The sequence below is a fragment of the Mesoterricola sp. MK458 genome, assembly GCF_055384935.1.
Map to the genome: position 1 here is coordinate 482566 of NZ_AP045075.1, position 21936 is coordinate 504501.

The window sequence follows — 21936 nt, forward strand, 5'->3', positions numbered from 1 at the left end:
GCCCGGTCAGCGGAGGGTCAGAAAGGCGACCAGGCAGAGCGCCCAGCTCGCCAGCCCCGCCACCTGGGCCCGGGGGCCCTTGAGGGCCTTGACGTGGTGAAGGTGCAGCGCCACGCCCAGGGTGAGCCAGGAGGCCAGGAGCCAGGGCGCGGGGGCGTCCCTGCGCAGGGCCGGGAGGACCAGCGAGGCCCCGGCGGCCAGGAAGAGGATGCGCGTCCCCTGGAGGGTGAACCGCTCCCAGCCGGGGGGCGCCGCCTTGTCCTTCCTGGGTTTCAGGAGGGGCTTGACCCAGAACATCCACGGGATGCCCACGGCCAGGAAGGCCAGACCCGGAGCCGCCGCCCAGCGGGGGCCGGCGAGCCCCGCCAGCAGGAGCATGGGACCGGTGTGGACCAGCAGGAAGCCGACCCGGGCCCGGTCATAGGGCCTGCGCTTCCAGGCGATGGCGACCGAGGAGATGGCGAGGACCGCCACCAGGACCTGGAAGGGCAGCCCGTCCCGGATGCCCGCGGCGCACAGGGCCGCCAGGAGGGCCAGTTGCACCGCCGCGCTGGTGACGGAGGTGAAGATGGCCACTAGAAGAACGCCAGGAGGCCGGCCATGTAGAAGCACACCTCGACCCAGGGCTCGAAGCGGGGCTTGCCGGCGGAGAACCGCTCCTGGAAGAGCCACAGGTGGAGCACCGGGTAGGCCAGGCACGCCAGGAGGATCCCCGCCTGGATCCATCCGTGGGGGGAAGGCACGCGCAGGGTGGCGGCGAGGACGGCGGCGGCGGCCACGGCCAGGGCGGCCAGGAGGAGGATCTTGGTGGTGCGCCGGCCGAAGACGATGGGCAGGGTCTCCTTGCCCAGGATCTGGTCGTTCTGCATGTCCTTGAGGTTGAACAGGGTGGTGCGGGCGAAGCCCAGGACGGCCACCAGGAGGATGCCGGCCCAGACCCGGGGGCCCCAGGCCATGCCGTGGTGCCAGAGGGGCAGCGCCAGGGCGACCACCGCCAGGGCGGAGGGGACGAGGATGTCCTTGGACCCGGGGATGGCCTGGATGCTCACGGTCATGCCGCCCAGCTGGAGCTTGCGCTTGTAGACCATGCCGAAGATGGAGGCCGCGGCCACCACCAGGAGGGAGCCCAGGCCCAGGGTGGCCGCCAGCACCAGGGCCGCCACCAGGGCGGCCAGGGCGGTGCCGACCATGAGGGTGCGGTTCCGTTCCAGGATGCGGGCCCTGGCGGGCCCCTTGGAGCCCAGGCCCAGGGGGTTGAGGTAGGGGGCGATCAGGAACATGGTCAGCACGTAGAAGCCGGTGATGGCGGCGTACTTCCACGAGGGGGGCAGTCCGGTCCAGGCGTGGACGCCCAGGGTCAGGACCGCCGCGCCCACGGCCAGCTTCATGGGGGTGCCGAAGGCCGCGTTGAGCAGCTTGGTGTAGCGCTCGGGGCCCTTGCCGTGCTGCTCGAGGATGTCGACCACCTCTTCCACCAGCCAGGTGGGGGTGGAGGCCCCGGCCATGACGCCCACGGTGCCGACGCCCTCGAAGCGGGCCAGGTCCAGTTCCGCCGCCGTCTCCACGTACTGCACGGGCTTGCCGTAGTGCACGGCCAGCTCCGCCAGGTGCTTGGTGTTGGAGGAGGCCCTGCCGCCCACCACCACCACGTAGTCCACGGTGCGGGCGAGGTTGCGCGCCTCCTCCTGGCGGGTCCAGGTGTCCTCGCAGATGGTGTTCTCCGCGATGCATTCCTTCGAACGCCCCCGGATGTACTCGGAGATCTCCTGGAAGTCCTTGGTGGTGAAGGTGGTCTGGGCCACCACGAGGACCTTCTCCAGCACCTCGTCGGGGAGGGCCCTGGCCTCGTCCATGTTGGCCACGATGGCGCTGCCGCTGTCGGCGAAGCTCTGGTGGGCCACGCTTTCCGCGTGCCCGTGGGTGCCGAGGATGATGGTGAAGTAGCCCTTGGGGCTCCACTTCTTGATCCGGCTGTGGACCTTGGCCACTTCGGGGCAGGTGGCGTTGACGATGTCCAGCTCGCCCTGCTGCTGGCGCTCCTTGAGGCCCCGCAGGGACTGGATGGGGATGCCGTGGGCCCGGATCACCACCGTGCCGGGGGCCACGGTCTCCGGGGCCGAGGCCACGGACACCCCCCGGCGGCCGATGAGCTCCAGCGCCTGGGGGTTGTGGATGAGGGGGCCGAGGGTCTGGACGGGTCCGGCGTGGGTGCGGGTGGAGGCCTCCAGAACCGCGTCCATGGCCCTGCGAACGCCCCAGCAGAACCCCGCCGTCTTGGCCACGATCACCTTCATCTGCCCCGCTCCAATCCAGACCAATCCGGTCAGGGTTCAAGTCTACCGTTCCCCAGGCCCGCCGGGCAGGTGTTATTTCCTGGCTTTTCTTCGGGTTTTCCAATTAACCTGAAGTCAGGGTTCCTGATGCCCAAGGATATTTGTACATGACCGCTGCCCCCTTGCTTCCCGTCTCCCTGACCTGCAACACGGATCTGAGGTTCATCGATCTGATCCAGGTGGTGGGATCGGAACTGCTCAAGCATATGAATTTTTCACACGAGGACGGGGAACGCGTCTGGCTGGCCATCCAGGAGGGCATCGGCAACGCCATGCGCCACGGGAACAAGCTGGACAAGCGCAAGAACATCGAGGTCACCTTCACCCCCTTGGCCAACAAGCTGGAGATCCGCATCCACGACACCGGCAAGGGCGTGAACCTGGCGGCCCTGCCCAACCCCAACCTGCCCGAGAACCTCCTGAAGCCCTGCGGCCGGGGGGTGTTCTTCATGAAGCAGGTGATGGACCAGGTGTCCATGGAGACCGACGCGGGCGGCAGCACCCTCCTGCTGGTGAAGCACCGCCGCACGGCGGAGCACACGGTGGAAACCGCCTAGGCTAGTTTCCCAGGTAGGTGAACCAGAACCTCACCCCCAGGGAACTGCCCTCGAATCCGTCCGGCAGCCTCGGCAGGGGGTCCGACCTGCGCACGGCCATCAGGGCGCTCTGGTCCATGTTCGGGTTCCCGCTGGGGATCTCGATGCGGGCCCCGTCGATGCCGCCGTCCCGGCGGATGCGGAAGTAGATCTGCACCCGGCCCTGGCTGGAAGTGACGCGGTTCCAGTTGCCGGTGATGCGGCTCTGCACCTGCTGGACGTACCACATGAAGGGGAAGTTGCCGTCGAGTTCGCCCACCAGGCCGGTTCCGCCGGCCACGCCGTTGGACGCCTTGAGGCCGGGGATGCCCGTGCCCACGCCGATGCCGCCCCCGCCGCCCGAGCCCGAGGCGCCGATGGAGGGATTGGGGCTGGGGGTCTTCCCCTTGGAGGCCACGGGCGCCTTGCCCATGCTGTCGGGGTTGGTGCTGGTGCCCTGGAGGGGCTTGGACGCCTTGGTGCCGAAGGCGTTGGGAGAGGGGTTGTAGCCGGTGGGCTCGTTGCGCTTGGGGGCCACCTCCTCCACCCGCCGCTGGCGCTCGCCCTGCTTGCCCTCCTCCATGGGCGCCTCGCCCCCGGCCACGCCCTCCACGCCGGCGGCGGGCAGGCGCACCCAGGTGACCTTGGCGTCTTCGGGAGCGGGGTCGGGCTTGGGGGTGAAGAGGATCGCGCCCACCGCGAGCACGTGGAAGGCGACGCTCACGCCGATGGCCAGGGACATGCCCCGCTTGCCCAGCTGGGCGCGTTCGTGGAGGTAGGCGTACAGGTCCTGGCTCACGGGCGCCTCAGCGTTCCATGGGCTCGGTTCCCGCGGGGGCGGTGGAGGCCGAGGTGACGAAGCCCACCTGCGTGAAGCCGGCCTCGCGGATGGCGTCGACCACCGCGATGACGCGTCCGTAGGGGATGTTGAGGTCGGCCCGCACCATCACGGGGCGCTTGCGGCTTTCGGCGGCGCGCTGGCGAAGCTGGGCCTTGAGGACCCCTTCCTGCACGAAGTGCTTCTCGAACTCGATGCGCCCGTCCCGTACCAGGGTCACCACCAGGGCCTCGGACTCCAGGTTCTTCCCGGTACGGCTCTCGGGAAGGTTCACGTCGACGCCGGTGGTGAGCATGGGCGCGGCCACCATGAAGATGATCAACAACACCAGCATCACGTCGATCATCGGCGTCATGTTGATGTCGGCCATCTGTCCGCGCTTGGAACCGGGAGTGAATGCCATTCGCCCTTACCTCTGCACCAGTCTACACCTTCGACATAGAATGGTAGTCCATGGCCACTCCGATCCGTCTCATCGTAAGCGAAAAACCCAGCATGGGACGCGCCATCGCGGCCGCGCTGGGCATCCAGGGCTCGGGGCGCAGCTTCATCCAGGGCGACGGCATCATCGTCACCTGGTGCGTGGGCCACCTCGTGGAGGCCCTGGATCCCGAAGGCTACGACCCCGCGCTCAAGCGCTGGCGCATGGACAGCGTGCCCTTCTTCCCGCCGGAGTTCCGCTACGCGCCCATCGCGTCCACCCGGGACCAGTACGAGGTGGTGGAGCGGCTCATGAAGCGGGATGACGTGGGCGACATCGTGAACGCCACCGACGCCGGGAGGGAAGGGGAGCTCATCTTCGACCTGGTGTACCGCCTGGCCAAGGCCACCAAGCCCGTGCACCGCTTCTGGACCTCCAGCCTCACCGACGACGCCATCCGCGAGGCCTACGGGAAGATGAAGCCCGGCGAGGCGTACGCGGGCCTGCGCGACGCAGCCCGGTGCCGGCAGGAGGCGGACTGGCTCGTGGGCATCAACTGCACCCGGGCCCAGACGCTGGCGCAGCAGCAGGCCGGAGGCGAAGGCGTCTACTCCATCGGCCGCGTGCAGACACCGACCCTGGCCCTGCTGGTGAACCGGGAGCTGGAAATCCAGAACTTCGTGCCCAAGGATTTCTGGACGCTGTGGGCCGTGTTCCAGGCCGAGGCCGGCGTCTACAAGGGGAAGTGGTTCCGGAAGGAGGAGGGCCGGGACCAGGACCGCTTCGACACGGAGGAGGCCGCCAGGGGCCTCGCCGAGGCCCTCAAGGGCAAGCCCGGGCGCGTGGCGTCGGTCACGGCGCGCACGGAGAAGAAGAAACCCGAGCTCCTCTACGACCTCACCAACCTGCAGAAGGAGGCCAACAAGCGCTTCGGCCTCACCGCCGAACACACGCTGGCCGTGGCCCAGGAGCTCTACGAAGCCAAGCTCATCAGCTACCCCCGCACCAATTCCCGCTGCCTCACCGAGGCCGACGCGGCGAAGATCCCCGCGTGGATCCGCTCCCTGGCCACGGGCCAGCTGGAGGCCCTGCGGCCCTTCGTGGACGACCTGCGCAAGCGCTGGCCCCAGAAGCTGGACAAGCGGTTCGTGAACGACAAGGAGGTGGAGGACCACACCGCCCTGGTCCCCACCGAGAACCCCGCGAAGAACCTCTCGGGCGACAAGCTCCGCATCTACGAGCTCATCGCCCGGCGGTTCCTGGCGGCCTTCTGGCCGGACCGGGTCGAGGCCAAGACCACCATCGTGACGAAGATCGAGAAGGAATCCTTCAAGACCACCGGCACCGTGGTCAAGGCCCTGGGCTGGTCGGAGGTGGATCCGCCCCATTCCCGGCCGAAGAAGGAGGCCAAGGCCGAGGAGGGCGAGGAGCCCGAAGAGGAGGAGGAGGCCGGCACCCTCCCCGCCGTGGCCAAGGACGAGGCCGTGGAGACCAGGGACCTCTTCCCCAAGGCCGGCAAGACCTCGCCCCCCAAGCGCATGAGCGAGGCCGACCTGCTGGGCGCCATGCAGAGCGCCGGCAAGGAGCTGGACGACGACGAGCTCAAGGGCGCCATGAAGGACTGCGGGCTGGGCACCCCCGCCACCCGGGCCAACATCATCGAGACGCTCCTCAAGCGCGCCTACCTGGAGCGCAAGCGCAACATCCTGGCCCCCACGCCCAAGGGCATCGAATTGATCCGCAGCATCCGGGCCGAGCCCCTGCGCAGCCCCCAGCTCACCGGGGAATGGGAGGCGCAGATGGAGCGCATCCGGCGCGGCGAGGCCAGCCGGGAGGTCTTCATGGAGGGCATCCGCGGCTTCGTGAAGGACGTGGTGGGGCAGATCAAGGCCTCGGCCCCCGCGGCCGCCGCGCGGCCCCCTTCGGGCCCGGTGGTGGGCGACTGCCCGCGGTGCGGGTCCCCCCTCCACCTGCGGGAATGGGAGGGGCGCCACTACGTCAAGTGCGCCGCGTCCCGGGATCCCGAATGCCGCGTGGCCTACGAGACCGGGGCGGACGGGAAGCCCGCGGACCTCTGCCGTCTGTGCCAGGGCCCCCTGCGCACCACCAAGGCCGGCTCCAAGGTGTGCGTGCTGTGCGGCGCCTGGGCCTCGGACCAGCCCGAGGGCCTGCCCGAACCCGGCCTGTGCCCCGGCTGCGGGCAGCCCATGCGCATCATCCGCTCCACCACCCGGGGACAGTTCTTCCGCCGCTGCGCCCCCTGCGGCACCGTGGAACCCCTCAAACTCCCCTGATCCCCCTGTGGCGGATCCTGAAAACGGGTATCATGGGCAGACTTTCCTGGTCCCACGGGGGTCGCCATGGCAAAAATCGACAAGTTCCTCGTCCAGATGGTGAACAAGGGCGCGGCGGTGCTGCGGCTGGACCCCGGCGATTCGCCCGTGGTGGAGGTGGCCGGCGGCCACCGCATCGCGCTCAGCTCCCAGGAGCTGCTGGGGACCGTGCTGGACGGCCTCGCCAAGGAGATCCTGCCCGAGGAGCACTCCACCGCCTTCCTGCGCGGGGAGAACGTGAGCTTCGACTACGTCCTGGAGGGCGTCCGGTTCCAGGTGCTGCTCTGCCGGACCAGCCTGGGCACAAGGTTCGTGGTGGGGCGGTTCCGCCCGGCGGCGGAGACCGGCGCGGTGGCCACGGCCCTGGACAGCCTCGACCCGCTCATCCTGACCCTGCTCACCGGGGGCGGCTCGGACCTGTACCTGGGCGCCGACGAGGCCCCCCTGGTGCGCATGGGGGGCGAGGTGCAGTCCCTGGGCGACTACGGGAAGCTCTCCGCCAAGCGGCTCCAGGAACTGGTGCAGACGTGGGTTCCCCCCAAGGTGTGGGAGGCCTTCCTGGCCGGCCAGGACACGGAATTCGCCCGCACCGACCCGGGCCTTCCCTGCCGGCTGCGGGTGAGCCTCTACCATGGCCACGCCGGCCCCAGCATCGCGGTGCGGGTGGTTCCCCGGGAGGTTCCCGATCCCGACACCCTGGGCCTGCCCGACACCGTGCGGCGCCTGGCGGGGCTCAACAAGGGGCTGGTGCTCCTGACGGGCCCCATGGGCAGCGGGAAGTCCACCACCCTGGCCTGCCTCCTGGCCCTGGCCAACGCCAGCCGCAAGAGCTTCGCCGTCACCATCCAGGATTCCATCGAGTTCGAGTTCCCTCCCGGGGCCTGCCTGATCCGCCAGCGGGAGGTGGGGTGCGATCCCGTGCGCCAGAAGCAGGCCCTGCGCGCCGCCATCCGCCAGGCCCCGGACATCCTCGCCGCGGGCGAGATCCGGGACGGCCAGACCCTTGAGCTGTGCCTCCAGGCCGCCCAGACGGGACGCATGGTCCTGGCGACGCTCTCCACCGCCACCCAGGAGGAGACCCTGGCCACCCTGGCGGGGTTCTTCCCTCCGGACCAGCGCCGGCGCGTCCTGGCGCGCATTTCCGAGACCCTGACCGCCATCCTGGGCCACACCCTCCTGCCCAAGGCCGGTGGGGGGCAGGTGGTGGCCCTGGAGACCCTCTTCAACAACCCGGGCATCGCCGCCCTGATCCGCGGCGACCGCCTCGGCCACCTGGCCGAGGCCATGAAGCAGAGCCGCTACGGCCAGACCTCCCACAACGAAGCCCTGGTGGCCCTCATCCTGTCGGGCAAGGTGGATCCCATGGTGGCCTACCTGCGGTGCCACGACCGGGAGTCCTTCATCGCCGCGTGCCAGCGCGCTGAGATCGACTTCGATCCCAGGGACGCGGGGCAGCTGGTGACCGAAGGCTGATCAGCGCGCCGCCACCGCCGCCGGCCTCCGGCCTCGGGGCGGGGCGAGCTTGCGCGCCAGGAGGTGCAGGAGGTGCGCGTTCCCGTCGGCGTCTGGCAGCATCACGAGGTTGACCGTCGTCTCCACGTCGCCCATGGCGCGGTGGGCCGTTCCCGCGGGAATGCGCAGGCGTTCGGCCAGGTGCTGGAGCCGGGTGCTCTCCAGGGCGGGGTGGAGCCTGCGCCAGGGGATGCCCCGGCAGGAGCAGCCCCACACCAGGGCATCGGCCAGGGGCATCACCTGGCGCACGAAGCCCTTGTCGAAGCCGCTGTTGTGGGCCACCACCAGGGCGGCCCGGCCCAGCAGGGCCTCCACCCGGGCGGCGTCGATGCGGCGGCCCCGCACCATGGCGTCGGTGATGCCGTGGATGGAGGTGGCGACGGCGGGGATGGGGATGCCGGGGTCGTTCAGCTCCTGGTAGGCGTCCACGGTGCGCAGCAGGCGCCCCGTGGACGTCTCCACCTCCAGAAGGACCACGGCGATCTCCACCAGGCGGTCCTGGGACGGGTAGAGCCCCGTGGTCTCGGTGTCCACGACGGCGACGAGGGTGGTGGGGGAAGGCGTCACGGATCCCCTACTTCGCCGCGATCTTCTCGAGGGCCTTCATGAACTCCATGGGCAGGGGGAAGACGATGGTGCTGTTCTTCTCCACGGCGATTTCCGTGAGGGTCTGGAGGTAGCGCATCTGGATGGCCACGGGGTTCCGGCTGATGGTGTCGGCGGCTTCCAGCAGCTGCGTGGAGGCCATGAGCTCGCCCTCGGCGGCGATGACCTTGGCGCGCTTCTCGCGCTCGGCCTCGGCCTGCTTGCCCATGGCGCGCTGGATCTGCTCGGGCAGGTCCACGGACTTCAGCTCGACGCTGGTGACCTCCACGCCCCAGGGCTCAGTGGAACGGTCGATGATCTCCCGCAGGCGCACGCTGAGCTTCTCGCGGTCCGCCAGGAGCTCGTCCAGGCTCACTTCGCCCAGCACGGAACGCAGGGTGGTCTGGGCGATCTGGCTGGTGGCGTAGTAGTAGTTCTCCACGCCGATGATGGCCTGCTTGGTGTCCAGGACCTTGAAATACACCACGGCGCTCACCTTCAGGCTCACGTTGTCCCGGGTGATGATGTCCTGGCTGGGCACGTCGAGCACCACGGTGCGAAGGCTCACCACCACCGCGCGCTGGAAGGGGCGCAGCACGAAGATGAGGCCGGGGCCCTTGGGCACGGGGCCCACCTTGCCCAGGGTGAAGATCACCGCCCTTTCGTACTCGTTGATCACACGGATGCAGGACGCCAGCCAGAAGATGACGCCCAGGATGATCGGCAACGTGCAGCCGAGACCTGCCAAGGGTGCGGGCATGTGAACCTCCTTCGTTCACCCCATTCTCGCAGGGAGCGCCTCGGGCGGCGCCGGTTTCATCGGCGGACGTACGGGTTGCCCGCGGCCTCCTCCCCGATGGTGGTGGACGGGCCGTGCCCCGGGATCACGAGGGTGGCGTCCGGCAGGGCATACAGCTCGCGCTGGATGCTCTGCTCCAGGTGTTCGAAGCTGCCGCCCCACAGGTCGGTGCGGCCCACGCCGCCCTGGAAGAGGGTGTCCCCGGCCAGCACCACGCCGCCGCGCTCGAACTCGCCGCGAAAGCAGCAGGAGCCGGGGGTGTGCCCGGGCGTGTGCAGGGTCGTGAGGCCGCCATGGGCCTCCCCTTCGGCCAGGGGCGCGGTGTCGGGGCGGGGAATGGGGTCCATGCCGAAGATGCCCGTCTGCATGTCCAGTGCGTCCAACAGGAAGAGGTCAGCCGGATGGAGCAGGGCCGGGCACTGCCAGAACTCCTGGAGCTCCCGGGTGGCCCCCACGTGGTCGAAATGGGCGTGGGTGTGGAGAAGGGCGGCGACCTTGAAACCCAGGGTCTTGACCCGCTGGGCGATGCGGGCGCCTTCGCCCCCGGGGTCCACCACGACGCCCTGGGCGGTGGCGGGGTCCCAGAGGAGGGTGCAGTTGCAGCCCAGGGGGCCGACGGGAAAGGATTCGAGCTTGAGCACGGCGTCTCCGGAAGGGCTGTCCACGGCGCCCTTTTCCGATTAGATTATCCAATATCCCCGTTTGCACAAATGACATGGACAGTCCGTCCCCCATCGGCAGGCACCGGACCCGCAAGGGCGAAGGGATCAACCTGTGCCGGCACTGCCCCCGAACCTCCACGCCGTGATCGAGGTCCCATGAAAGCCCTCGTCCCCCATTCCCTGAGAAGCCGGGTCACCCTCATGCTCCTGGTCACGGCGGGGCTGGCGATGGTGCTGTCGGCGCTGTGCTTCCTCGCCTTCGAGGCCTGGTCCCTGCGCGCGGCGGCCGCCGGCGACCTGCGCAGCCTGGGGAACATCATCGCCTACAACGCGAGCCCCGCGGTGGCTTTCGACGTGCCCACCCCGGCCTCCAAGATCCTGGAGGTGCTCAAGGACCGCAAGCACCTCACCACGGCCCGCATCCACCGGGCCGACGGTTCCGTCCTGGCCCGCTACCCGGTGGGCGCCCCCCCGGACGAACCCGTCCTGCCCCTGGCCGGCGCCCGGGAGGAGGTCAGGGCCACCGCCTCGGGAAACCTGGCCATGACCTGCCTCATCCGCAGCGAGGAGGGCCACCCCATCGGGGTCCTGTACCTGGAGGCGGACCAGGGCGAACTCACCAGCCGCATCGCCTGGACGGGGATCGTTCTCACGGCCATCACCCTCCTGATGGGGGCCCTCACCTTCCTGTTCGCGTCCCGGTTCCAGGGCGTGCTCACCCGGCCCATCCTGGGGCTGGTGGAGGTGGTGACCCGCGTCGCCTCCAGCCAGGACTACGGCCTGCGGGCGGTGAAGGGCGGCGCGGACGAACTGGGCCTCCTCACCGAGAGCATCAACACCATGCTGGCCCGCATCCAGGACCAGGACGCCCGGCTCGCGGACCACAGGGACCACCTGGAGCGGGAGGTGGCCCTGCGCACCGCCGAACTGGTGCAGGCCAACAGCGAGCTGAAGGTGGCCAAGGACCGCGCGGAGGCCTCCAGCCGCGCCAAGAGCTCCTTCCTGGCCAACATGAGCCACGAGCTGCGCACGCCCCTGAACGCCATCCTGCTCTACAGCGAAGTGATCAAGAACGAGGCGGAGGACAGCGGCGCCGCCGACATCCTCGCGGACGCGGCCCGGGTCGACCAGGCCGGACGCCACCTCCTGCACCTCATCAACGACATCCTGGACCTGGCCAAGATCGAGGCCGGCAGGATGACCCTGGTGAACGAGCCGTTCCAGGTGCGCGACGTGCTGGAGGAGGTGGTCGCCACCATGGCCAGCCTCGCCTCGCAGAACGGGAACACCCTGACCCTGGAGTGCGGCCCCGGCCTGGACGGGATGGTGGGCGACGCCACCAAGGTGCGACAGGTGATGCTGAACCTGCTGAGCAACGCCTGCAAGTTCACCCGGGACGGGGCCATCCGCGTGGGCGGGCGCCTGGAGGGCGACGGGGTGAGCCTGTCGGTGGCCGACACGGGCATCGGCATCGCCCCCGGACAGGTGGAGCGCATCTTCAGCGAGTTCATCCAGGGGGACGATTCCACCACCCGGCGCTTCGGCGGCACGGGCCTGGGCCTGTCGCTGACCCGGAAGTTCTGCCACATGATGGGCGGCGAGGTGCGGGTGGAGAGCGTGGAGGGCCAGGGGTCCACCTTCACCATCCTCCTGCCCCTGAGGCCCGGCCAGGAAGCCCATCCCCAGGCGCCCGCGGCGCCCCCGCAGGCCACGCCCCCGGGGCGCCTGGTGCTCCTGGTGGACGACGACCCCTCCCTCCTGGACTCCCTTTCCAGGCTCCTGGCCCGGGACGGCTACCGGACCCGCTGCGCCCGGGACGGCCGGGAGGGCCTCGATCTGGCCCGGGAACTGCGGCCGGGGCTCATCGTGCTGGATGTCCTGCTGCCGCGCATGGACGGCTGGGAGGTGCTCACCGCCCTCAAGGCCGACCCCGCGCTGGCGGCGATCCCGGTGGTGATGCTCACCATCCTGGACGAGGCCGAGAAGGGGCTCTCCCTGGGGGCGGTGGACTACCTGAACAAGCCCCTGGACCGGGACCGGCTCCGGCGGGTGCTGGCCCGGCACCTGGCCCCCGCCGCCTCGGTGCTGGTGGTGGAGGACGATCCCCCCACCCGGGAGGCCATGGCCCGGATCCTGCGCACCGAGGGCTACGCCGCCGCCACCGCCGGGGACGGGCTCCAGGCCCTGGACCGCCTGGAGGAGGCCCGGCCCGACGCCATCCTCCTGGACCTCATGATGCCGAACATGGACGGCTTCGAGTTCCTGGTGGCCCGGCAGCGGCGCCCGGACTGGGCGGACATCCCCCTGGTGGCCGTCACCGCCCGGGAACTTACGCCCGCCGACCGGGTGAAGCTGCGCAACGCCGGCGTCGTCAAGACCCTCCAGAAGGGCGTCTTCGGCCGCGGGGAGCTGCTGGAGGAAATCCGGCGGCTGGTGGGGCGGACCTGGGCCGACGGGACCCCCGGACCCGGGGGCGGTTGAAACGATCGGTCCGCGGGCGGCTCGCCACGCGAATTGAGGGTTGGCGTCCCGCCGAAATTCCACCCTAGAATGGGCCCCACCATGCCCACCGCCGACCCGGTCCCCGACGTTCTTGACGCGCTCTACCGAAACAAATCCCGTCATGTGCTGGCCACCCTGATCCGCCTGCTGGGGGACTTCGACGTGGCGGAGGAGGCCATGCACGAGGCGTTCCGCGCGGCCCTGGAGCAGTGGCCGGCCGAGGGCGTTCCGGCCCGGCCCCGGGCATGGCTGGTCTCCACGGGCCGGTTCAAGGCCATCGACGCCCTGCGCCGGCGCGCGCGGTTCGAATCCCCCCTGGACACCCTGGACGCCCAGGACGGGGCCTTCGCCGCACCCCCGGAGGCCGGGGGCGAGGACGAGGTCCTCCACGACGACCGCCTCCGCCTCATCTTCACCTGCTGCCACCCCGCCCTGGGGGCGGAAGGGCGCCTGGCGATCACGCTGCGGGAAGTGTGCGGCTTGACCACCGAGGAGATCGCCCGGGCCTTCCTGGTGCCGCCCTCCACCCTGGCCCAGCGCATCGTGCGAGCCAAGGCGAAGATTCGCAGCGACCGCATCCCCTACGAGGTGCCGTCCCCCCCGGAACTCCCGGACCGGCTCGAGGCCGTCCTCCAGGTGGTCTACCTCGTCTACAACGAAGGCTACTCGGCCTCCTCGGGGGAATCGCTGACCCGCTCCGACCTGTCCGGCGAGGCTATCCGCCTCGGACGCCTCCTGGAGGCGCTCCTGCCGGACCCCGAGGTCCTGGGGCTCCTGGCGCTCATGCTCCTGCAGGAATCCCGGCGCGCCGCCCGGGTCTCCCCGTCCGGGGACCTGGTCCTCATGGCCGACCAGGACCGCACCCTCTGGGACCGGGCGCTCATCCAGGAAGGCACGCGCCTGGTGGCCCGGGCCTTGAGGTCACGCCGGGCGGGGGCCTACACCCTGCAGGCGGCCATCGCCGCGACCCACGCCCGGGCGCCGGCCATCGCCGAAACGAACTGGCGGCGGATCGTGGGATTCTACGACCTCATGACCCGCCTCGACCCGTCGCCGGTCATCCGCCTCAACCGCGCGGTGGCCGTGGCCATGCGAGACGGACCTTCGGCCGGCCTGGCGCTCATCGACCGCCTCCTGGATGCGGGCGAGCTGGCGACCTATCACCTGGCCCACGCCGCCCGGGCGGACCTGTGCCGGCAACTGGGCCGGGCGGACGAGGCGCGCGCCTCCTACCGTGCCGCCCTGGCCCTGGTCCGGCAGGACCCCGAACGGCGGTTCCTGGAGGGCCGTCTGAAGGGCCTGGGCTGATTTTTTTACCCCGCTGTCGATCCGCGCCTTCCCCGATCGACTAATCCATGAAGGCAACCCTTCGAGGAGACCCACCATGAAATACATCTGTTTCGGATACCTGGACGTGGAGAGCTGGGAGAAGATCGCGCCCCGCGAGCAGGACGCCATGATCGACCAGTGCTTCGCCTACGACGACGTGCTCAAGAAGAACGGCCACTGGGTGTGGGGCGAGGGACTCCAGGGCGCCACCACCCTGGCCTGGCGGGACGGGAAGGTCGCCGTGTCGGACGGACCCTATGCGGAGACCAAGGAACTGCTGGGAGGCCTCCTGATCCTGGAGGCCCGGGACCTGAACCAGGCCATCCAGCTCATCTCGAACCACCCCGGCATCCGCATGGGCCGTTGGGAAATCCGCCCGGCGGAGGACCTGAAGCCCATGATCGAAGCGAGCGAAAAGCGTCGCGGAAGCGCGAACTAGAGGGTCAGCCCAGCGCGTGGTAAGCGGCTTTCACCCGCTCCGCCACGTGCCCGCACACCAGGTCGCACACCTCTCCCACCAGCGGCATCACCGGCGAGAAGAAGACCACGTTGCCCTGGGGCTCCCGGTTCGCCAGGCCCACCCGCACCAGGAACGCGAGGTGCTTGCTGGCGTTGGCCTGGGAGAGGGACGTGGCCTCGGCGATGGCGCCCTGGCTCATGGGCCCCTTGGCTTCCAGGAGGGTCCGGAGGATCTTGAGCCGGGACGGGTCGCCCAGGGCCAGGAAGAGGCGGCTCACCTCTTCGATCATGGGGTCGCTCAGGGGCGGATGCTCCATCCAGTCTCCAGTTTACGCATACAAGCATACGTTCCGCGCGCCGGCGTGTCCAGGCGGAGGGCCGGTTCTCAGGACTTCAGTGCGGTCCAGGCGCCCACGTTGTGCACCTCTCGAAAACCGGCCTTCAGCAGGATCCTCCGGGCGGAGGCGCTGCGGATGCCCGAGGCGCAGCAGGTGAGGATGGGCCTTTCCCGGTCCAGGTCCCCCAGCCGGTCCTGCAGGAGCGGCAGGGGGATGTTGCGGGCGTCCTTGGCGTGGCCCTGGCTGAATTCGCCAACCGAGCGCACGTCCAGGACCAGGGCGCCGCGCCCGCGCAGCTCGGCCACCTGCTGCCGGGTGAGGGGGGGCGTGCGGTTCCGGTTCCGCAGGAGGAGGAACCAGGCCAGGCCCACCAGGAGCGCGGCCAGGAGCGTGAATTCGGCGTTGGACATGTGGGGCATGGGTCAGGACCGGGAAGCGCCGCCCAGGGCCCAGAGGGTGCCGAGGACGGCACCGTAGAGCATGGCACGGATGGGGGTGGCGGTGAGAGGGCAGGTGCCGGTGGAGCACCCGATGAGCTTCCAGTATCCCAGCCCCAGGCCGCCTCCGAGGAGGATGCCCAGGGCCAGGCGCTTGGCGACGAGGAGGGTCGGCATCACAGACCGCAGCTGCCCTGGGTGGGCACGCCCAGCCTGGCCAGGATGCGCGACATCAGGCACCAGTTGGTGAAGCCGCTCTGGAAGAGGTTGACGCCCACGAACAGGGTGAGCAGGAACCACCAGGGGCTCACCCAGTGGCCCAGGGCCAGGCTGACCATGATCATGGTGCCGGCGAAGATGTGGACGATGCGGTCGACGTTCATGGGACCTCCCTATTTGGCGGATTCAAGGGCGTTCTTGAGGACGTCGGCGCTCTGCACGCCCACGAAGCGCTGCACGACGTTGCCGTCCTTCAGGACGACGAGGGTGGGGATGGCCTGCACCGCGAACTGGGAGGCCAGGTTCCGTTCGTCGTCCACGTTGAGTTTGGCGACGATGGCACGGTCGCCCATCTGGTTGGCGACCTGGTCCACGATGGGGCCCTGGGTGCGGCAGGGGCCGCACCAGGGGGCCCAGAAGTCGATGAGGACGGGCTTGCCCTGGGCCTTGATGGCGGGGAAGGCGGAGGCGGTGAGGGTGACGACGTTGGACACGGCGGGCTCCTTGGAGGCGGCCTGGGGGTGGGTGCCGCAGCCCAGGAGGGCGGCGGCGGCGAGGACGGGGACGAGGATCTTCATGACGGCTCCTGGGGGTTGGATGCCCTGCGCTGAAGTTCGGCGGCGCGGCCGCGGCGGGCGACGAGGTAATAGAGCACGGGTACGGCGAGGCGGGACAGGAGCGTGGCCGCCACTTCGCCGGACATGAGGCTGATGGCCAGGCCCTGGAAGATGGGGTCGGCCAGCATCACCGAGGAGCCCACCATCACGGCCGCGGCGGTGAGGAGCATGGGGCGGAACCGCACCACGCCGGCCTCTTCCACGGCGCTTTCCAGCGCCATGCCTTCGGACAGCTTGAGTTCAATGAAGTCCACCAGGATGATGGAGTTGCGCACGATGATGCCGGCGCCGGCGATGAAGCCGATCATGCTGGTGGCCGTGAAGAAGGCCCCCAGCATCCCGTGGGCCGGGATGATGCCGATGAGCGAGAGCGGGATGGGCACCAGGATCACGAAGGGGATGGTGAAGCTCTCGAACCAGCCCACCACCAGCACGAAGATCAGCACCAGCACCGCCGCGAAGGCCAGCCCCAGGTCCCGGAAGACCTCCAGGGTGATGTGCCACTCGCCGTCCCACTTCATGACCAGATCCTCGGTGGCGGCGGGGTGGGAGAGGCCCAGGCGCGCCACGGGGCGGCCCTGGGTGCCGGGGATGGCGTCGATCTTCTTGCCGAGGGCGGACAGGGCGTAGACGGGGCTCTCGATCCTCCCGGCCAGGTCGCCGAAGACGTAGGCCACCGGCATCAGGTTCTTGTGGAAGATGTCGGCCTCCTCGCGGCCTTCCTGGACCGTGACCAGCTGGGACAGGGGCACCATGCCCTTGGCCCCGGGCACCGCAAGCTGGAGCAGGTCCCGCAGGTCGCGCCGGCGGGCGGAAGCCAGCTGGACCACCACCGGCACCTGGGAGGAGCCTTCCAGGACGTGGAAGGATCCCGCGGGGAAGCCCTGGCCGGCCATGGAGAGGGTCTGGACCACGTGGGCGGGGGCCACGCCGTGGAGGGCGGCCTTCTCCCGGTCCAGCAGGAGGCTGATCTTGGGGTCGGTGGGATTGAGGGTGGAGTCCACGTCCACCACGCCGTCCACGGACCGGAAGGCCTTGAGGACCTCGGCGCCGTACCGGGAGCGCTCCTCGGGGGTGGGCCCGTAGATCTCGGCCACCACCGTGTCCAGCACCGGCGGACCGGGGGGGATCTCCACCACCTTCATGCGGGCGCCGGCGGGGACGGTGAACTTCTCCAGCTCCGGCCGCAGCCGGGTGGCGATGGCGTGGCTCTGTTCCTTGCGGTCGCCCTTGGCCACCAGGTTCACCTGGATGTCCACCTGGCTCGCGTCCTGGCGCAGGAAGCTGTGGCGCACCATGCCCACGAAGGTGTAGGGCGCGGCCTCCTGGGCGTAGACCTGCACGTCCTTGACCACGGGCTCCTGCATGAGCCGCTTCGCCAGCTGCTGGCCCAGGGCCAGGGAATCCTCGCGGGGGGTGCCCGCGGGGAGGTCCAGCTGGACCATGAACTCGGACTTGTTGTCGAAGGGCAGCATCTTGACCTTCACCACGCCGGTGCCCACCAGGGCCATGGCACCGCCCAGCATGGCGAGAACCGCCGCCAGGAAGCCCAGGCGCACCTTGCCGCTGGTCAGGAGGGCCCGCATCACCTTGCGGTAGATGCGCGTGCTGAGGTCCTCGGGGGCGATGTTGTGGTCGTGGTCGGGCTCGGGGGGCTCGTTCTCGTCGGTGGCGGGGTGCAGGCCGGTCCCGTCCACCTCGGGCAGGTGGGCCTCCTTGCGGAAGATCTTGAGGGCGGCCCAGGGGCTGATGACGAAGGCGATGGCCAGGCTGAAGATCATGGCCAGGCTGGCGCCGATGGGGATCGGGCGCATGTAGGGCCCCATGAGGCCCCGCACGAAGGCCATGGGCAGGATGGCGGCGATGACGGCGAACGTGGCCAGGATCGTGGGGTTGCCCACCTCGTCCACGGCCTCCACCACCGTGGCGGCGAAGGACCTGCGCGGCCCGGGCAGGTGCATGTGCCGGTGGATGTTCTCCACCACCACGATGGCGTCGTCCACCAGGATGCCGATGGAGAAGATGAGGGCGAAGAGCGTCACCCGGTTGAGCGTGTAGCCCAGGAGGTAGGTGAGCAGCAGCGTGAGGGCCAGGGTCACCGGCACCGCCACCCCCACCACCACCGCGGACCGCCAGCCCATGGCCAGCAGGATCAGCGCGATGACCGACAGCGTCGCGATGAGGAGGTGCTCGATGAGCTCGTTGGATTTGTCGCCGGCGGTCTCGCCGTAGTCGCGGGTGACGTCCACCTTGAGGGACCGGGGCAGGACGGAGCCGCGCAGGGCCTCGACCTTGTCCAGGGCCAGGCGGGACAGGGCCGTGGCGTTGGAGCCGGCGCGCTTGGAGAGGGCGACGGTCACGGCGTTCTCGAGGGTTCCCTTCTCGCCGTAGAGCACGACCGGAGGTTCGGGGTCGGGGCCGTCGGACACCGTGGCCACGTCGGCGAGGTAGATGGGCTTCTGGTTGCGCACGCCCACCACCAGACGGTTCAGCTCCCGGGCTTCCAGGACGAAGCCGGTGGCCTCAAGGGCGGTGCGGCGGTTGTGGTCCACCAGGGCGCCCGCGGGCAGCTGGGCCTCGGCGCTCTGGAGCGCGGGCTGCAGTTCGGCCAGGGACATGCCCAGGGCCCGCAGCTTGTCGGGGTCGGGCTCGATGCGCACCATGCGCCGCGCCCCGCCGATGACCCGGGCCTGGGCCGTGTCCGGCACGGTGGAGAGCTCCCGGGCCAGGACCTCGCCCACGCGCCGCAGCTGGCCCGGAGTCTGCCCCTCGCCGTGGAGGGTGAGGGTGAGGAAGGGCACGTCGTCGATGGTCTGCAGGCGCACGATGGGCTTCATGGCCCCCGCCGGGAAGATCTCCGGGTGGGCGGCCAGCTCCTGGTGGACCTTCACCAGGCTGGGTTCCTGGGGCTCGTTGACCTTGAAGCGCACGGTGACCAGGGCCATGCCGGGCCGGCTCGTGCCGTAGAGGTACTCGACGCCCGGGATGCCCCAGAGGCGCTTCTCCAGCGGCGTGGTGACCTGGGCCTCCACCTCCCGGGGGCTGGCCCCGGGGAAGGGGACGTAGAGGTCCACCATGGGGACGATGATCTGCGGCTCCTCCTCGCGGGGCGTGAGGACCACGGCCATGACGCCCAGCATGAGGGAGGCGAGGACGATGAGGGGAGTGAGCTTGCTGCGCAGGAAGCCCTTGGCCATCCTGCCGGCGAGGCCCAGCTTGGGAGCGTCGCTCATTTGGACACCTCGATGGGCTGCCCGTCCACGAGGGTGCCGGGGGTGTCGATGACCTGCTCACCGGCCTTCAGGCCCGCGCGCACGGGCACCGCGGCGCCCCGGGCGTCGCCCAGGGAGAGCCAGCGCAGCTCCGCCTTGCCGTCCCGGGCCACGAAGACCCCGGAAAGCTCGCCGCGGACCACCAGGGCCGACCTGGGCACGGAGAGCCCTTCCGGAGCCGCGCCGGGCGCCTTGATGCGGGCGAAGGTGCCGGAGCGGAAACCCGTGGCGCCCAGGATGCGGGCCCGGACCGTGCCCCGGTGGGACACGGGGTCCCCGCCGGTGGACAGGGCCGTGATCTCTGCCGAGCCCGTTCTGCCCTCGGCCTCGAAGGGCACCTTCAGGCCGATGCGCAGGCCCTTGGCCTCCTGTTCGGACACGGTGCCCTCCAGCTCCAGGGCGCCCTGGCCCTCGATCTCCACCAGGGGCTGGCCGGGGCCCACGAAGGCGCCCTCGTTGACCATGCGGCTCTGCACGACGCCCGCGAAGGGCGCGCGGATCTGGGTGTAGGCGAGGTTGGCCTTCACGCCCGCCAGGGCCGCCTGGGCCTGAGCGAGGTTCGTGGCGGCCATCTCCAGCTCGCTGGGGGTGGAGGCGTTGATCTTCGAGAGGGCCTCGATGCGGCGGTGGTGGGCCTGGGCCGCGGCCACCGCCGTTTCGGCCGCCTTCAGGCCGCCCTGGAGGTCGCCGTCCGAGAGGCTCACCAGGAGGGCCCCCGCGGCCACGTGCTGGCCCTCGTTGGCGAGGACGCGGGTGACCGACGCCGCCATGCGGGTGGAGAGGGTGGCCCGCCGGGTCGCGGTGAGCGTCGCGGCGATCCAGCCGGCGTCGCCGGCGGGGTCCACGGGGGCCAGGCGGACCCGGGCCGCGGGCATGGGGGGGGCCTGGGGGGCCTCGTGCTTGCCGCAGGCCAGGCCCGCCAGCAGGGCGGTGATGGGCAGGATCAGGGTGCTTTTCATCATCTACTCCGTGATGCCTTCAATGGGTTGTCCGAGAGCCAGGGCGAGCTGGGCTCCGCCCAGGCGCCATTCCAGTTCGCTGTTCAGCAGGAGGGTGCGGGCGCCGGAGAGCCCGGCTTCCGCGTCCAGCACCTCCACCAGGGGCAGCAGCCCCTCGCGGTGCCGGGCGGTGCGGATGGTCCGCGCGCTTTCCGAGGCCTCCACCGCCACCTTGGCGAAGGCGATCTTCGCCTGGGCCGTTTCCAGGAAGCGCCGGGCCTCGTCGGCCTCGCGCGCGGCCTGGTGCTCCTGCCACTTCAGGCCCAGCTCCGCGGCCCGGGCCTGGGCCCGGGCGGAAGACACCCGCCGGGTGTCCGAGAAGGAGAAGGTCCACTTGGCGCCCAGGGAGGCGGTGGTCCAGTTCCCCCCTTCGCCCAGGGCGTAGCGGGCGGTGCCGGCCGCGAGGCTGAGGCCCACTTCGGGTTTCAGGCTGCCGCGGGCGGCGGCCACGCCTTCCCGGGCGGCCTGCCCCTGCAGCTTCAGGGCTTCCAGGTCGCCCCGGCGGCCGGGGGCCGCGGGCAGGGCCGGAAGGGGCGCGTCCACGGCGGTGGCCAGGGGACCCGTGGCCTCACCGCCCATGAGCAGGGCCAGGCCGGAGCGGGCCGAGGCCACCCGGTTGCGGGCCTCGGCGACGCCGGCCTCGCTCTGGGCGCGGAAGGCCCGCGCCCGGTCGCCCTCGGAGCGCAGCATGAGCCCCTGGTCCACCCGGGCGGTCACGAAGCGTTCGGTCTCCTGGGCCTGCCGGAGGGTGTCCTCGGCGAAGCGCAGGCCCTGCTCGGCCACCTGGGCGCCAAAGTAGGCCTGGGCCACCGCGAAGGCCACCTGCTGGCGGCGGTGGGCCTGGGAGGCCGCCTCGCTGCCGGCCAGGGCGGCGCCGGCCCGGGCGGCCGCGTCCAGGCGCCCGCCGGCGTAGAGGGGCTGCGTGACGGTCAGGGTGGCGCCCAGGCCGGAGGCGGCATCCGGGTGGTTGAGGCGCTCGGGCATGAAGTCCGATTGGGCGATGCGGGCCTGGTTGAGGTGCATGCCGAAGACCATCATGGGCTCGGTGGTGCGCATGAGGCCCGCGCCGAGGCTGACGGAGGGGAGGTTGAGCGCGCGCATGGCCGCGGCCTCGGCGCGGGCCCGGTCCACCAGGGCTTCGCCCGCCTGGAGGCCGCTCTGGTCCGCCCAGGCCTTGCGGATGGCGTCCTGGACGGTGAGGGGCTCCTGGGCGGAAGCCGCCAGGGCCACCAGGAATGGAACGAGCCGTTTCGCGAATGCGGACATGGAACGGGACTCCTAGGAGATGGATGAATAGGCGGCCTTGACGCGCGCGGCCACGTGGGCGCACATCAGGTCGCAGACGTCGGGAACGAGGGGGGAGACGGGGGTGAAGAGCACGAGGTTACCACTGGGCTCGCGATTCACAAGGCCGACCCGCGCGAGGTGGATGAGGTGCTTGCTGGCGTTGGCCTGGGAAAGGCCCGCGGCCTCGGCCACCGCGCCCTGGGACATGGGTTGGCCGGCATCCACGAGGACCTTGAGGATCCGGAGCCGGGACTCGTCGCCCAGGGCGGCGAAGAGCCTGCTGACGTCGCTGATCATGGGCTGGGTGAGGGTCAACTGGTTCATCCTTTATCTATACAACCATAGAATAATAGAGTTCTGAAGCCTGTCAACCGTGCATTCCCAAAAAAAGTGCAGGACGTCCTTGACCATAAATGAACG

22 protein-coding genes are annotated in these 21936 nt (G+C 70.3%); 6 read left to right on the forward strand and 16 right to left on the reverse strand.

Annotated features, from left to right (window positions below):
- Nucleotides 1-6: 6 nt before the first annotated feature.
- Nucleotides 7-576 (reverse strand): hypothetical protein, encoded by a 570-nt coding sequence (locus tag ACZ5LB_RS02055; RefSeq protein WP_464604501.1) that lies wholly within the window; start codon nucleotides 574-576, stop codon nucleotides 7-9.
- Complete coding sequence (ispH, locus tag ACZ5LB_RS02060) at nucleotides 576-2294, reverse strand: 4-hydroxy-3-methylbut-2-enyl diphosphate reductase (RefSeq protein WP_464604502.1); 1719 nt, start codon at nucleotides 2292-2294, stop codon at nucleotides 576-578. The genes ACZ5LB_RS02055 and ispH overlap by 1 nt, the downstream gene beginning before the upstream one ends.
- Nucleotides 2295-2440: 146 nt before the next feature.
- On the opposite strand from ispH, the gene ACZ5LB_RS02065 reads away from it, so the two are divergent.
- Nucleotides 2441-2890, forward strand: coding sequence for an ATP-binding protein (locus tag ACZ5LB_RS02065; protein WP_464604503.1), 450 nt, complete (start codon nucleotides 2441-2443; stop codon nucleotides 2888-2890).
- Between the two features lies 1 nt (nucleotide 2891).
- On the opposite strand, the gene ACZ5LB_RS02070 is transcribed toward ACZ5LB_RS02065, so the two are convergent.
- Nucleotides 2892-3707, reverse strand: coding sequence for an energy transducer TonB (locus ACZ5LB_RS02070; protein WP_464604504.1), 816 nt, complete (start codon nucleotides 3705-3707; stop codon nucleotides 2892-2894).
- A gap of 7 nt (nucleotides 3708-3714) precedes the next feature.
- Complete coding sequence (locus ACZ5LB_RS02075; protein WP_464604505.1) at nucleotides 3715-4149, reverse strand: ExbD/TolR family protein; 435 nt, start codon at nucleotides 4147-4149, stop codon at nucleotides 3715-3717.
- 92 nt (nucleotides 4150-4241) lie between these two features.
- On the opposite strand from ACZ5LB_RS02075, the gene ACZ5LB_RS02080 reads away from it, so the two are divergent.
- Together ACZ5LB_RS02080 and ACZ5LB_RS02085 are read left to right on the forward strand one after the other, a co-directional pair.
- Nucleotides 4242-6461 (forward strand): DNA topoisomerase 3, encoded by a 2220-nt coding sequence (locus ACZ5LB_RS02080; protein ID WP_464604506.1) that lies wholly within the window; start codon nucleotides 4242-4244, stop codon nucleotides 6459-6461.
- A gap of 66 nt (nucleotides 6462-6527) precedes the next feature.
- Nucleotides 6528-7973 (forward strand): type IV pilus twitching motility protein PilT, encoded by a 1446-nt coding sequence (locus ACZ5LB_RS02085; protein WP_464604507.1) that lies wholly within the window; start codon nucleotides 6528-6530, stop codon nucleotides 7971-7973.
- Here ACZ5LB_RS02085 and ACZ5LB_RS02090 read toward each other — a convergent pair whose 3' ends face one another.
- The 3 genes from ACZ5LB_RS02090 to ACZ5LB_RS02100 are packed head-to-tail and all read right to left on the reverse strand — an operon-like array spanning nucleotide 7974 to nucleotide 10037.
- Nucleotides 7974-8579 (reverse strand): exonuclease domain-containing protein, encoded by a 606-nt coding sequence (locus ACZ5LB_RS02090; RefSeq protein ID WP_464604508.1) that lies wholly within the window; start codon nucleotides 8577-8579, stop codon nucleotides 7974-7976. It lies immediately after the preceding gene.
- 7 nt (nucleotides 8580-8586) lie between these two features.
- The gene (locus tag ACZ5LB_RS02095) at nucleotides 8587-9357 is read right to left on the reverse strand and encodes a slipin family protein (RefSeq protein ID WP_464604509.1); all 771 of its coding nucleotides are present in this window, start codon (nucleotides 9355-9357) and stop codon (nucleotides 8587-8589) included.
- Nucleotides 9358-9413: 56 nt separating this feature from the next.
- Nucleotides 9414-10037: an MBL fold metallo-hydrolase gene (locus ACZ5LB_RS02100; RefSeq protein ID WP_464604510.1), complete on the reverse strand. Its 624-nt coding sequence runs from the start codon at nucleotides 10035-10037 to the stop codon at nucleotides 9414-9416.
- 177 nt (nucleotides 10038-10214) lie between these two features.
- Here ACZ5LB_RS02100 and ACZ5LB_RS02105 point away from each other — a divergent pair, with 177 nt between their 5' ends.
- The 3 genes from ACZ5LB_RS02105 to ACZ5LB_RS02115 all read left to right on the forward strand — a co-directional run bounded on the left by ACZ5LB_RS02105 (nucleotide 10215) and on the right by ACZ5LB_RS02115 (nucleotide 14328).
- Nucleotides 10215-12539, forward strand: coding sequence for a response regulator (locus ACZ5LB_RS02105; RefSeq protein WP_464604511.1), 2325 nt, complete (start codon nucleotides 10215-10217; stop codon nucleotides 12537-12539).
- 81 nt (nucleotides 12540-12620) lie between these two features.
- Nucleotides 12621-13868 (forward strand): RNA polymerase sigma factor, encoded by a 1248-nt coding sequence (locus tag ACZ5LB_RS02110; protein WP_464604512.1) that lies wholly within the window; start codon nucleotides 12621-12623, stop codon nucleotides 13866-13868.
- 76 nt (nucleotides 13869-13944) lie between these two features.
- Entirely contained in the window at nucleotides 13945-14328 is a 384-nt protein-coding gene (locus tag ACZ5LB_RS02115) for a YciI family protein (protein ID WP_464604513.1), read from the forward strand.
- Nucleotides 14329-14332: 4 nt separating this feature from the next.
- Here the strand turns inward: ACZ5LB_RS02115 and ACZ5LB_RS02120 are convergent, their stop codons facing one another.
- The 9 genes from ACZ5LB_RS02120 to ACZ5LB_RS02160 form a co-directional block, all read right to left on the reverse strand.
- Nucleotides 14333-14665 carry an ArsR/SmtB family transcription factor gene (locus ACZ5LB_RS02120; RefSeq protein ID WP_464604514.1) on the reverse strand — a complete coding sequence of 111 codons (333 nt, stop codon included), beginning with the start codon at nucleotides 14663-14665 and terminating at the stop codon, nucleotides 14333-14335.
- A gap of 68 nt (nucleotides 14666-14733) precedes the next feature.
- The gene (locus ACZ5LB_RS02125; RefSeq protein ID WP_464604515.1) at nucleotides 14734-15105 is read right to left on the reverse strand and encodes a rhodanese-like domain-containing protein; all 372 of its coding nucleotides are present in this window, start codon (nucleotides 15103-15105) and stop codon (nucleotides 14734-14736) included.
- Between the two features lie 3 nt (nucleotides 15106-15108).
- Nucleotides 15109-15300, reverse strand: a complete 192-nt coding sequence (locus tag ACZ5LB_RS02130; RefSeq protein ID WP_464604516.1) for a DUF6132 family protein — start codon at nucleotides 15298-15300, stop codon at nucleotides 15109-15111.
- Nucleotides 15300-15506: a YgaP family membrane protein gene (locus ACZ5LB_RS02135; protein WP_464604517.1), complete on the reverse strand. Its 207-nt coding sequence runs from the start codon at nucleotides 15504-15506 to the stop codon at nucleotides 15300-15302. Before ACZ5LB_RS02135 ends, ACZ5LB_RS02130 begins: the two co-directional genes overlap by 1 nt.
- Before the next feature lie 9 nt (nucleotides 15507-15515).
- A complete protein-coding gene (gene trxA / locus ACZ5LB_RS02140) occupies nucleotides 15516-15920 on the reverse strand; it encodes a thioredoxin (RefSeq protein ID WP_464604518.1) in 405 nt (134 codons plus the stop codon).
- Nucleotides 15917-19192 (reverse strand): efflux RND transporter permease subunit, encoded by a 3276-nt coding sequence (locus tag ACZ5LB_RS02145; protein WP_464604519.1) that lies wholly within the window; start codon nucleotides 19190-19192, stop codon nucleotides 15917-15919. The genes trxA and ACZ5LB_RS02145 overlap by 4 nt, the downstream gene beginning before the upstream one ends.
- Nucleotides 19189-20190, reverse strand: a complete 1002-nt coding sequence (locus ACZ5LB_RS02150) for an efflux RND transporter periplasmic adaptor subunit (RefSeq protein WP_464604520.1) — start codon at nucleotides 20188-20190, stop codon at nucleotides 19189-19191. Before ACZ5LB_RS02150 ends, ACZ5LB_RS02145 begins: the two co-directional genes overlap by 4 nt.
- Nucleotides 20191-20193: 3 nt before the next feature.
- Nucleotides 20194-21495 carry a TolC family protein gene (locus ACZ5LB_RS02155; RefSeq protein WP_464604521.1) on the reverse strand — a complete coding sequence of 434 codons (1302 nt, stop codon included), beginning with the start codon at nucleotides 21493-21495 and terminating at the stop codon, nucleotides 20194-20196.
- 12 nt (nucleotides 21496-21507) lie between these two features.
- Nucleotides 21508-21840 carry an ArsR/SmtB family transcription factor gene (locus ACZ5LB_RS02160; protein WP_306600021.1) on the reverse strand — a complete coding sequence of 111 codons (333 nt, stop codon included), beginning with the start codon at nucleotides 21838-21840 and terminating at the stop codon, nucleotides 21508-21510.
- Nucleotides 21841-21936 lie beyond the last annotated feature (96 nt).